At 74.1% G+C, this 11,495-nt stretch carries 11 protein-coding genes; 9 read left to right on the top strand and 2 right to left on the bottom strand.

The features are described from left to right. Together KPF47_RS08210 and KPF47_RS08205 are read left to right on the top strand one after the other, a co-directional pair. On the top strand, window positions 1-289 hold a 289-nt coding region (locus KPF47_RS08210; protein WP_224387916.1), incomplete at its 5' end, for a carbonic anhydrase. 109 nt (window positions 290-398) lie between these two features. Further along, window positions 399-992 carry a carbonic anhydrase gene (locus KPF47_RS08205; RefSeq protein WP_224386758.1) on the top strand — a complete coding sequence of 198 codons (594 nt, stop codon included), beginning with the start codon at window positions 399-401 and terminating at the stop codon, window positions 990-992. 6 nt (window positions 993-998) lie between these two features. Here the strand turns inward: KPF47_RS08205 and KPF47_RS08200 are convergent, their stop codons facing one another. Further along, on the bottom strand, window positions 999-1,847 hold the full coding sequence (locus KPF47_RS08200) for a class I SAM-dependent methyltransferase (RefSeq protein WP_224386760.1): 849 nt from the start codon (window positions 1,845-1,847) through the stop codon (window positions 999-1,001). 299 nt (window positions 1,848-2,146) lie between these two features. On the opposite strand from KPF47_RS08200, the gene rpsA reads away from it, so the two are divergent. The 5 genes from rpsA (at window position 2,147) to KPF47_RS39685 (ending at window position 7,650) form a co-directional block, all read left to right on the top strand. Continuing rightward, the gene (rpsA, locus tag KPF47_RS08195) at window positions 2,147-3,643 is read left to right on the top strand and encodes a 30S ribosomal protein S1 (protein ID WP_224386761.1); all 1,497 of its coding nucleotides are present in this window, start codon (window positions 2,147-2,149) and stop codon (window positions 3,641-3,643) included. Window positions 3,644-3,879: 236 nt separating this feature from the next. Further along, window positions 3,880-4,683: a hypothetical protein gene (locus KPF47_RS08190; protein ID WP_224386764.1), complete on the top strand. Its 804-nt coding sequence runs from the start codon at window positions 3,880-3,882 to the stop codon at window positions 4,681-4,683. A 42-nt stretch (window positions 4,684-4,725) separates the two neighbouring features. After that, window positions 4,726-5,853, top strand: a complete 1,128-nt coding sequence (coaE, locus tag KPF47_RS08185; protein WP_224386766.1) for a dephospho-CoA kinase — start codon at window positions 4,726-4,728, stop codon at window positions 5,851-5,853. Window positions 5,854-6,076: 223 nt separating this feature from the next. After that, window positions 6,077-6,862 carry an RNA polymerase sigma factor gene (locus KPF47_RS08180; protein WP_224386837.1) on the top strand — a complete coding sequence of 262 codons (786 nt, stop codon included), beginning with the start codon at window positions 6,077-6,079 and terminating at the stop codon, window positions 6,860-6,862. Next, on the top strand, window positions 6,859-7,650 hold the full coding sequence (locus KPF47_RS39685; protein ID WP_305080395.1) for a hypothetical protein: 792 nt from the start codon (window positions 6,859-6,861) through the stop codon (window positions 7,648-7,650). The genes KPF47_RS08180 and KPF47_RS39685 overlap by 4 nt, the downstream gene beginning before the upstream one ends. A 76-nt stretch (window positions 7,651-7,726) precedes the next feature. On the opposite strand, the gene KPF47_RS08170 is transcribed toward KPF47_RS39685, so the two are convergent. Beyond that, on the bottom strand, window positions 7,727-8,251 hold the full coding sequence (locus tag KPF47_RS08170) for a DUF402 domain-containing protein (protein ID WP_224387915.1): 525 nt from the start codon (window positions 8,249-8,251) through the stop codon (window positions 7,727-7,729). Window positions 8,252-8,331: 80 nt separating this feature from the next. Between KPF47_RS08170 and uvrB the strand changes: the two genes are divergently transcribed. Together uvrB and KPF47_RS39945 are read left to right on the top strand one after the other, a co-directional pair. Next, window positions 8,332-10,572 (top strand): excinuclease ABC subunit UvrB, encoded by a 2,241-nt coding sequence (gene uvrB / locus KPF47_RS08165; protein WP_224387914.1) that lies wholly within the window; start codon window positions 8,332-8,334, stop codon window positions 10,570-10,572. A gap of 131 nt (window positions 10,573-10,703) precedes the next feature. After that, window positions 10,704-11,495 (top strand): glycosyltransferase 87 family protein (locus KPF47_RS39945; RefSeq protein WP_224387913.1); only part of this gene is annotated, 792 nt, incomplete at its 3' end.

Raw genomic sequence — 11,495 nt, 5'->3', positions numbered from 1 at the left:
CGGTCACTCGTCGTGCGGTGCGGTGGCGGCCCGGGTCGACGCGGTGGACCGCGCGCGGACACCGCCGGGGCACCTCGCCCACCTGGTGGCGGCGCTGCGACCGGCGCTGCCGTCGTCGGGCACCCGGGCCGAGCGCATCGCGGCCGGGGTCGACACCCACGTGCGGCGTACCGTGGCCGCCCTGCGCCGGGACCCGGACCTGGCCGCGTCCGGGGCGGGCGCCGCGGCCGTCGTCGGGGCCCGGTACGACCTGGACACCGGCCGGGTGGACTGGCTCGAGACGCTCTGAGTGCGGGTCTGGTCACATCGCCGGGGGATGCGACGGCGTGCATGCTTGCCCGCCCCGTCCGTTTCGTCGATCTTGGTCGGGACGACGACCCGGACCGATGGGAGACCCGATGGCGAACGACAGCAGGCCGACCGCCGCCGAGGCGTGGCGGATGATGCTCGAGGGCAACGGACGGTGGCAGCGCGACGAGCGCGAGGACCCGCGGCGCTCGGCCGAGGAACGTGCCGCGGCCGTCGCCGGTCAGACCCCGGCCGCGATGATCCTGTCCTGCTCGGACTCCCGGGTCCCCGCCGAGCTGGTGTTCGACCTGGGCCTGGGCGACCTGTTCGTGGTCCGGACCGCGGGCCAGGTCGTCGACGACGCGGTGCGCGGCACGCTCGCCTTCGGCGCGGGTGCGCTGGGCATCCCGCTGCTGGTCGTACTGGGGCACTCCCAGTGCGGTGCGGTCAAGGCGGCGGTGTCGGTGGCCGGGGGAGCGCCCGCGCCGGCACCGTCCACGCTGGGTGCGCTGGTCGGCGACATCGTCCCGGTGTGCGAGGGGGAGGGCGACACGGCCGTGGCCGGAGCGGTCGACGCCAACGTCCGCCGGGTCGTCGCGCAGCTCACGGCCGACCCGTCGCTGTCCGGGGCGGTCTGCAACAACCACCTCACGATCGTCGGCGCCCGCTACGACCTGGAGACCGGAGCGGTCCTCGAGGTCTGACCGGGCTCAGCCCGGCCGGTGGGTCACGAGGATCGCGGTGCCGGGGAACAGCGCGCCGCGCAGCGGCGACCACTGCCCCCAGACCCGCTCGTGACCCTCCGGCCACTCCGGCTCGACCAGGTCGTCGAGCACCAGCCCGGCGGCGACGACGTCGCGGACCCGGTCCCCGAGCGTCCGGTGGTGCTCGACGTAGGTGGCGCGGCCGTCGCCGTCGACCTCGAGGTACGGGGTCCGGTCGAAGTAGGACTGGACGACCGTGAGTCCCTGCTCGCCGGGGTCGTCGGGGAACACCCAGCGCATCGGGTGGTTCACCGCGAACACCCAGCGCCCGCCGGGGCGCAGCACCCGGTGCACCTCGCGCATGACCCGGCCCGGGTCCGCGACGAAGGGGATCGCGCCGAACGCCGAGCAGGCGTGGTCGAACGTGGCGTCGGCGAACGGCAGGCGCTCGGCGCCGGCCTGCACGAGCGGGACCGGCAGGCCGAGCGCGGTGTTGAGCCGGGCCGCGTGCCGCAGCATCCCGCCGGAGACGTCGAGCGCGACCGGGCGCGCGCCGCGGCGGGCGAGCCAGCGGCTGCACGGGGCGGAGCCCGCGCCGACCTCCAGCACCCGCTTCCCGGCGAGGTCGGCGGGCGGGCCGAGCAGGCCGGCCTCGTCCTCGTGCAGGTTCTCCGGGCACCAGACGAACGCCTCGTCGCCGATGTCGGAGCCGTGCTCGGCCAGGTAGTCGTCGGCGTCGGCGTCCCACCAGCGACGCCCGGCCGCCTCGGACTCGGCGCTGCCGACGCGGCGCCGGGCGACGCCCGCGGTACCGACGGCGTCCTCGGCGGAGAAGTACTCGTCGCGGCTGCTCATGACCACCCGATCGTCGCAAGCGCGGGACCCCGCGCGGATGGCGGACCCGCATTGCCGGGGAGATCCGGGGCCGCGTAGCATTCTTCCCGCACCGTGGTCAACGTCTCGGCCGACCGCGCGGCGCCACTCCAGCGCCGGTGTCGCGGGTGTCCGTGCACGAGGTTCCCGACCACGGGAATCGACGCCAGAGGGTGACCGTTACAACGTCACAGCTACACGCACCAGAACCTGGGCGCGCTGCTGCAGCAGCGCCGACCGGGCCGACCCTGTCAGAGAAATCCATCGGAGCACCTCACTACATGTCCACCGACACCACCGCCGCCCCGACCACGCCGCAGGTCGCTATCAACGACATCGGGTCGGAGGAGGACTTCCTCGCCGCCATCGACCAGACGATCAAGTACTTCAACGATGGCGACATCGTCGAGGGCACCATCGTCAAGGTCGACCGCGACGAGGTCCTGCTCGACATCGGCTACAAGACCGAGGGCGTCATCCCCTCGCGTGAGCTGTCGATCAAGCACGACGTCGACCCCGCCGAGGTCGTCGAGGTCGGCGAGTTCGTCGAGGCCCTCGTCCTCCAGAAGGAGGACAAGGAGGGCCGGCTGATCCTGTCCAAGAAGCGCGCGCAGTACGAGCGCGCCTGGGGCACGATCGAGGCGCTCAAGGAGGCCGACGAGCCGGTCGAGGGCACCGTCATCGAGGTCGTCAAGGGCGGCCTGATCCTGGACATCGGGCTCCGCGGCTTCCTCCCGGCCTCGCTGGTCGAGATGCGCCGCGTGCGCGACCTGCAGCCCTACGTCGGTCGCAAGATCGAGGCCAAGATCATCGAGCTGGACAAGAACCGCAACAACGTGGTCCTGTCCCGCCGCGCCTGGCTCGAGCAGACCCAGTCCGAGGTCCGCAGCGAGTTCCTCAACCAGCTGCAGCGCGGTCAGGTCCGCAAGGGCGTCGTCTCCTCGGTGGTCAACTTCGGTGCGTTCGTCGACCTGGGCGGGGTCGACGGCCTGGTGCACGTCTCCGAGCTGTCCTGGAAGCACATCGACCACCCGAGCGAGGTCGTCGAGGTCGGCCAGGAGGTCACCGTCGAGGTCCTCGACGTCGACCTGGACCGCGAGCGCGTCTCCCTGTCGCTGAAGGCGACCCAGGAGGACCCGTGGCGCCTGTACGCCCGGACCCACGCGATCGGCCAGATCGTGCCGGGCAAGGTCACCAAGCTGGTCCCGTTCGGCGCCTTCGTCCGCGTCGAGGAGGGCATCGAGGGCCTGGTCCACATCTCCGAGCTGGCCGAGCGCCACGTCGAGATCCCGGAGCAGGTCGTCCAGGTCGGCGACGACGCGATGGTCAAGGTCATCGACATCGACCTCGACCGTCGCCGGATCTCGCTGTCGCTGAAGCAGGCCAACGAGGGCATGACGGTCGACACCGAGTTCGACCCGACCCGCTACGGCATGGCCGCCGAGTACGACGACCAGGGGAACTACATCTACCCCGAGGGCTTCGACGTCGACTCCGGCGACTGGAAGGAAGGCTTCGACGAGGCCCGCGCGGCCTGGGAGAAGCAGTACGCCGAGGCGCAGTCCCGCTACGACCAGCACATGGCGCAGATCCGCAAGGCCGCCGAGGCCGAGGCGGAGGGCGGCGACGACATCGCACCGGCGAACTACTCCTCCGGCGGTGACGACGACCGCTCCACCGGTGGCAGCACCGGCGGTGGCCAGGCCGAGTCGGGTGGCTCGCTCGCCAGCGACGAGCAGCTCGCCGCTCTGCGCGAGAAGCTCTCCGGCGGCGCCTGAGCGTCCCCTGCCGGTCCCGTACGGACCGGCACCAGCACCACACCGGGCCCCGGTGACCGTCACGGTCACCGGGGCCCGGCCCGTTCCCGGGCCCGTCCCGGAACGGGTGAACGACGGCCGAGGTCGCCCGGCGTGTCGGTGCGGACACGCCACGTCGAGATCACGGTTCGGCTGCGGTTGGTCACGGCACGCGCAGCGGCCCGGAGTCGATCTTCGGGTCGGCCTAGATTGGAGTCATGGCCGGCCGCACCGTCCGCCGGACGCGTTCCGGCGAGTCCCCGTCCCACGACCGTTCGACCCGGCGTCGCGGGCGGGCCGCGATCGCGGGTGTCCTGCTCGCCGCGCTGCTCACCGGGTGCGCCAGCGCGTCCGGGGACACCGGCATCGCGGTGCCGACCTTCCCGGACGAGCAGCAGGGCGCTGCCCAGGCCGGGCGGGGACCGATCCCGATCGCGTTGCCCACCGACTGCGCCCAGCTGATGGACCCGGAGCAGGCGGGCGCGCTGTTCGGCCAGGTGCTGGGGTCGGTGTCGGTGCAGTCCGTGCGCGGCGTACCCGAGCCCGCGGTCAACCGCACCGAGCGCACCGCCTGCACCTACCGGGCGGGCGGTCAGGCCCAGGCCTTCGGCGGGGCGCGCAACTCCGGCCCCGTGTTGTTCCAGCTCAACATCGGCCGGTACGGCGACACGGCGTCGGCGACCCGGCAGTGGCAGCTCAACACCAACGCCGAGCGTGGCTCGGCCACCGCGTCGCGCGACATCACCGTCGGGTCGGTCCCGGGGGTCCTGGTCGAGCGGCCGGACGAGACCACCCTCGCGCTGGTCTACGGCGTCGACACGCTCACCTTCATCCTGCCCGTCGCGGCGCCCGGGCAGACCCGGTCCGCGGCCGAGACCCTGCCCGACCTGGCGCAGCGGATGATCCCGGCGCTCACGCCGACCCAGCCGCCGTCCGCGCGCCCGACACCGACCGCTCCGCCGGCCGCGCCCGCCCCGCAGGCGGGCACCGGTGCCGCGGGCAGCGCACGCGGCACCACCTGAGCGCGCCCGGGACGCCCCGGTACGGCCCGCTACGGTGATCACGTGCTGCGGACAGGGCTGACCGGTGGAATCGGTGCGGGCAAGTCGACGGTCGCGACGCGGCTGGTCGAACGCGGGGCGGTGCTGGTCGACTCCGACGTGATCGCCCGGGAGGTCGTCGAGCCGGGTACCGAGGGGCTGGCGGCCATCGTGGAGGCGTTCGGCGGCGAGGTCCTCGACGCCGACGGCCGGCTCGACCGGCCCGCCCTCGCCGCGGTCGTGTTCGGTGACACCGGCGCCCGGCGGGTCCTCGACGGCATCGTGCACCCGCTGGTGCGGGCCCGCTCCGACGAGCTCGTCGCGGCCGCCCCGGCCGACGCGATCGTCGTGCAGGACATCCCGCTGCTGGTCGAGGGCGGGATGGCGGCGGCGTTCCCGCTGGTCGTGGTGGTGGGGGTGGACGCCGACGAGCGGGTCCGCCGGCTGGTGTCCGCGCGCGGGATGACCGAGCAGGACGCCAGGGCCCGGATCGCCGCCCAGGCGACCGACGAGCAGCGCCGCGCCGCCGCCGACGTCTGGCTAGACAACTCGGGCGACCCGGAGGACACCCGTCGGCAGGTCGACGCCCTGTGGGACGGGCGGCTGGCCGGGTTCGAGGAGAACCTGCGCACGGGCCGCCCGGCCGTCGACGGCCCGCCCCGGCTCGTCGAGCACGACCCGACCTGGGCGGAGCAGGCCCGCCGTCTCGCCGAGCGGGTCGCGCGCGCCGCGGGCCGGTCCGGCCGGGGGGTGGAACACATCGGGTCGACCGCCGTCCCCGGCCTCCCGGCCCGCGACGTGCTCGACCTCCAGCTGGCAGTGGAGGCGCCCGCCGATGCCGACGCGGTCACCGGCGCACTGGCCGCGGTCGGTCTCCCGGTCGACGACGCCGCCGTGGACCGGGCGGCGGGCACCGTCCGGGTGCACCGCTCGGCGGATCCGGGGCGCGCCGCCGTGGTGGCCGTGCGGGTGCAGGGCTCACCGGCGTGGCGGCACGCGATCGAGCGGCGCGACCGGTTGCGCGCCGACGCGGCGGCCCGCTCCGGCTACGCCGGGCACAAGCGCGCGGCGGCCGCCCGGCACGGCGACGAGCCGGACCCGCGCCACTACCGTGTGTACACGGCGTCGTGGGCCATCGACCCGGACGAGTGACCGGGCCGGGACCCAGATCACGCGGAACGTGACGATCGGGTCGCGGCGAACCCGTTTCTGTAACGCCGCACGCTCGTTGGTCGATCAGGCGGGGCAGAGGGTGTTCGTGCCCGGATCGGCTGCGGTACCTGCGGGTACCCGTCGAACGGGCAGGTCGCCCGGGTGATCGGCACCGGGCCGCGCGGCCCGGCGACGGCGACGAGAGGACACGGGGTTGAGCACCATGGCCCAGCGTTACGGGGCGGACGGCGGGTTCGTCGAGCCCGGGCGCGCGCCTGCGTTCCCCCACACGGACCACTACGGCGGCCCGGTCGCGCCGGAGGGACCGGGTGCCGGCGACCCGGACCCGTGGACCGGCGCGGAGTACGAGGCCGCCCCGATCAGCGGGGCGGTCGTCCGGCAGCACCGCACGCTCCCGCACGGTGAGCTGCGGGCGGACTTCGGCTCGCACCTCGAGGCCCACTACCCGCGGCTGGTCGCCCAGCTCTACGCGATCACGCTCAACCCGCACGACGCGCACGAGGCGGTGCAGGACGCCTACTCGCGCGCCTGGCGCCGCTGGGCCGCGCTGCGCGCCGAGCCGGCCGGCCCGGAGCACGAGGACGCGGCCGTCGGCTGGGTCCGGCGGGTCGCGATCCGCTCGTCGATGCGGGTGCGGATGCGACGCCGCCGGCGCGGACCGTCGCCGGAGGAGACCGACCCGCGCACCGGCGCGCTCCTCGAGGCGCTCGGGCGGCTCGCCGCCGTCGACCGCCGGGCCGTGGTGCTGCACCACATGGCCGGCCTGTCGACCGGCGCGATCGCCGAGCTCGAGCGGGTCACCGAGCACGAGGTCCGGCGCCGGCTCGTCCGCGGTCGCGAGGTCGTGACCGAGGGCATGGCCGAGGTGCTGGAAGAGATCATCGGACCGGCGGGTGGCGCGGTCGGGGGACCGCCGCCGGGTCACGTCGCGCCGCAGTACGACCTGCGTGGCGGGTACCCACCCGCCACCGAGGGGGGACGGGTATGAACGGGTTCGCCGACATCGACCGGGAGTTCCACCGGCTCGACGACGTCCTGGCGGCGGCCGTGCCGCTGCCGGCGGTCGACGACGTGATCTCGCGCGCCGCCGGCGCGCGCCGGGCCACCTCGGCCGCGGCCGCCGCGGTGCTCACCGTCGGCTCGCTGGGCGGGGTCACGGCCGTCGCGACCGCGGCCGCACCCGACGGCAGCTTCATCGGCCCGCCCTTCGCCATCGCCGCACCCCAGGCGAGCGGCCCCACCCCCGAGCCGGTGCAGAGCGGTGCCGCGAGCGGTGGGGACGGCAGCCTGCCGCCGGCGTTCGACCCGACCGTGGCGGCGACCCAGGGCGGCGCGCTGCCCGGCGGCGCCGGCGACCCCGCCGACCCGGGTCGCCCGGGCGTGCCCGGCACCCCGGGTGCGCCGGTCCTCCCGCCGCCCGGTGGCGGTGGCGAGCCCGGTGGCGGCAACCCCGGTGGCGGCTCGGGCGGTGGCGGGCAGACCCCGCCCACCGACCCCCGGCCGACCGACGAGGGCTCGCCGGAGCCGACCACCCCGAAGCCGCCGCCGACCACCACGCCGCCGCCGGAGACGACGACGCCGCCGGAGACGACGACGCCGAAGCCGACCGACGAGGGAACCCCGGAGCCGACGACCACCGCCCCGTCCCCGACGACGAGCAACTCGGCCGCGCCGACGACCACCTCGACCGAGCCCACGACGACCACGAGCACCACGACCTCGGAGACCTCGACCAGCGCCGTGGGCCTCGGCCCGGCGCAGTCCTCCGCGCTCTGAGACACCCGGGCCGGCCCCCGTGGCGGGCCCCGTGGCGGAGGGGCGGCGGCCCCTCTGCCCGGCCGGGCCCCGTCGGTCAGCCGGGAGCGTCCTCCGGCCGGTCCCGCGGCCCCAGGTCGACGCCCAGCGACGCCAGCCACGCCACGTGGTCGTGGTCGTGGCGCACCAGCCCGTCGAGGACCGCGTGCGAGCGCTCCAGCGCGTACTCGGCGAGGTCGGTCCCGACCAGCCCCTGCGCGACGGCGGCGACGAACTCGTCGAGGTCGATGACGTCGGTCCCGCGCCCGCGGCGCACCACGAGGTCCAGGTAGAGGTCGGTCATCCGCAGCCGCCTGCCCTCACGGGTGATCGCGGCGATGTCGACGTACACGTCCTGGTCGCGCTCGTGCCCGGGGCGCCACCGCCAGTCGGACAGGCACACGCCCAGCTCCGGCAGCACCCAGGTCTCGATCCACCAGGCGTTGGGCCGGGCCACGACGGGCCGGGACAGGTAGATCCCCCAGTCCTCCTCGCGCAGCGTGGCGATCTCGCGGTGGGTCCCCTTGGTGTCGACCTGGACGCCCCGTTCGGGGTCGAAGGTCTGTGTCTTGGGCGGGTGCACGGTCGCCCATCCTGCCGTCCCGGGGGCGCACACGGGGCGCTCGGCGGCGAAGTGTCGGGGGTCGCTCGTACCCTGGTGTCATGGCATTCGCGACCGAGGTCCCGGGCAGCGCGGCGGACTCCCGTGCCCGGGAGGACGCTGCGCACCCGGACGCGGGTACCACCCCGACGGACCCACCGCGTGCACACTCCGAGCACCGCCCCGTGGGTGCGGTCGAGCGCAGCACCGCACCGTTCCGGGTGGTCAGCGAGCACGTCCCGGCCGGTGACCAGCCGGCTGCGATCGCGGAGCTGGACCGGCGGCTGCGCGCCGGCGAGCAGGACGTCGTGCTGCTGGGCGCCACCGGTACCGGCAAGTCGGCCACCACGGCCTGGCTGATCGAGCAGCAGCAGCGGCCCACGCTGGTGATGGCGCCGAACAAGACCCTCGCCGCGCAGCTGGCGAACGAGCTCCGCGAGATGCTGCCCAACAACGCGGTCGAGTACTTCGTCTCGTACTACGACTACTACCAGCCCGAGGCCTACATCGCGCAGACCGACACCTACATCGAGAAGGACAGCTCGATCAACGACGACGTCGAGCGGCTGCGGCACTCGGCGACGATGAACCTGCTGTCCCGGCGCGACGTGGTCGTGGTCGCGTCGGTGTCGTGCATCTACGGCCTCGGTACCCCGCAGTCCTACCTCGACCGGTCGGTGTCGCTGCGGGTCGGGGAGGAGGTCGAGCGGGACCGGCTGCTGCGGCTGCTGGTCGACGTGCAGTACACCCGCAACGACATGTCCTTCACCCGCGGCACCTTCCGGGTCCGCGGGGACACCGTCGAGATCATCCCGGCCTACCAGGAGCTCGCGCTGCGGATCGAGTTCTTCGGCGACGAGATCGAGGCCCTCTACTACCTCAACCCGTTGACGGGGGAGGAGGTCGAGCAGGTCGAGGAGATCAGGGTCTTCCCGGCGACGCACTACGTCGCGGGCCCGGAGGCGATGGAGCGGGCGGTGCGCGCCATCGAGGCCGAGCTGGAGGAGCGCCTCGCCCAGCTGGAGAACCAGGGCAAGCTGCTGGAGGCCCAGCGGCTGCGGATGCGCACGCAGTACGACATCGAGATGATCCGCCAGGTCGGCTTCTGCTCGGGCATCGAGAACTACTCGCGCCACATCGACGGCCGCGGGGCCGGTACCGCGCCGGCCACCCTGATCGACTACTTCCCGGACGACTTCCTGCTGGTCATCGACGAGTCGCACGTGACGGTGCCGCAGATCGGCGGCATGTACGAGGGCGACATGTCCCGCAAGCGCAACCTGGTCGAGTACGGCTTCCGCCTCCCGTCCGCGGTCGACAACCGGCCGCTGACCTGGGAGGAGTTCGCCGACCGGATCGGCCAGACGGTCTACCTGTCGGCGACGCCGGGCCCCTACGAGCTCAACCGCACCGGTGGCGAGTTCGTCGAGCAGGTCATCCGCCCGACCGGTCTGGTCGACCCCGAGGTCGTCGTCAAGCCGACCAAGGGCCAGATCGACGACCTGGTCGCCGAGATCCGCGACCGGACCGAGCGCGACGAGCGGGTCCTGGTGACCACGCTGACCAAGAAGATGGCCGAGGACCTCACCGACTACGTCCTCGAGCTGGGGATCAAGGTCCGCTACCTGCACTCCGAGGTCGACACGCTGCGCCGGGTGGAGCTGCTGCGCCAGCTGCGGTCGGGCGAGTACGACGTGCTGGTCGGCATCAACCTGCTCCGCGAGGGTCTGGACCTGCCCGAGGTGTCCCTGGTCGCGATCCTCGACGCGGACAAGGAGGGCTTCCTCCGCTCCGGCACCTCGCTGATCCAGACCATCGGCCGCGCGGCGCGCAACGTCTCCGGTCAGGTGCACATGTACGCCGACCGGATCACCGACTCGATGCGGTATGCCATCGACGAGACCGACCGGCGCCGGGCCAAGCAGGTCGCCTACAACACCGAGCACGGCATCGACCCGCAGCCGCTGCGCAAGAAGATCGCCGACATCCTCGACCAGGTCTACCGCGAGGCCGAGGACACCGATGCCGTGCCGGTCGGCGGCTCGGGACGCAACGCCTCGCGCGGCAAGCGGGCGGCGGGGGAGAAGGGCCGCGCCCCGGCCCCGGCCGGCAGCTCGGGAGTGGCGGCGAAGGACACGGCGGGCATGCCGCGCGCCGAGCTCGCCGACCTCATCCAGCAGATGAACGACCAGATGCTCACCGCCGCACGGGACCTCCAGTTCGAGCTCGCGGCCCGGCTCCGCGACGAGATCTCCGACCTGAAGAAGGAGCTGCGGGGGATGGACGCGGCCGGGGTGTCGTAGGCGGGTCCCGCGGCGGGGCGCGCGTGCGGGCCCCGCTACCGTGGTCCACCGTCGTCCCCCAGCGGCCGCCGGGCTCCGCCCGTCGCGCGGCCCGTACCCGTCCGGCCCGGCCGCACACGGAGGAGCCCCGCGTGACCGTCACCCGTACCACGCCCGACCCGGACGTGCCCGCCGCTCCCGGCGGGGGTACCGCGGTCCTCGTCGGGCGGGTGCGCACGGCGGTGCTCTCCCGCTGGACGCTCGTGGTCACGGTGCCGCTGCTGGCGGCGGCGCTGTACTGGTCCTGGTTCCGGCTGCGTGACTACGCGCTGGACCTCGACGTCTACCGGATCGGTGTGCAGGTCTGGCTGGCCGGCGGCGACATGTACGGCACGCTGCCCCCGCCGCTGCACGGGCCGGTGCTGCCGTTCATCTACCCGACGTTCGCGGCGATCACGATGGTGCCGCTGGCCGTCGTGCCCTACGTCGTGGCGTTCACCGCGCAGTTCGTCGCCTCGGTGCTGTCGCTGGCGATCTGCATCGCGCTCACGATCCGCGTCGCGTGGCCCGCGGGCGGCCGGCGGGCCCCGGTCCTGCTGGGCGTCCCGGTGCTGGCCGCGGTGCTGCTGATGGAGCCGGTCGCACAGACCTTCGCCTTCGGCCAGATCAACCTGGTCCTGATGCTGCTCGTGCTGGCCGACCTGCTCGCCCCCCGGACCTGGTGGCCGCGCGGGCTGCTGCTCGGCCTGGCCGCGGCGATCAAGCTCACCCCGGGCGGGTTCGTCCTGTACTTCCTGGTCCGCCGGGACTGGAAGGCCGCGGGTGTCGCCGTCGTCACCGGCGCCCTGGCGACCGGCCTCGGGTTCGTCGTCGACCCGGACTCCTCGTTCCGCTACTGGTTCGTCGGCGGCCCGGCCGCCGGGTCAGCGGGTCGACGTTCTTCT

The sequence above is a fragment of the Pseudonocardia sp. ICBG1293 genome (genome assembly GCF_020131355.1).
Lineage (GTDB): Bacteria > Actinomycetota > Actinomycetes > Mycobacteriales > Pseudonocardiaceae > Pseudonocardia.
The sequence above is the reverse complement of the archived record's forward strand: the minus strand, read 5'-3'. Positions and strand labels throughout refer to the sequence as shown.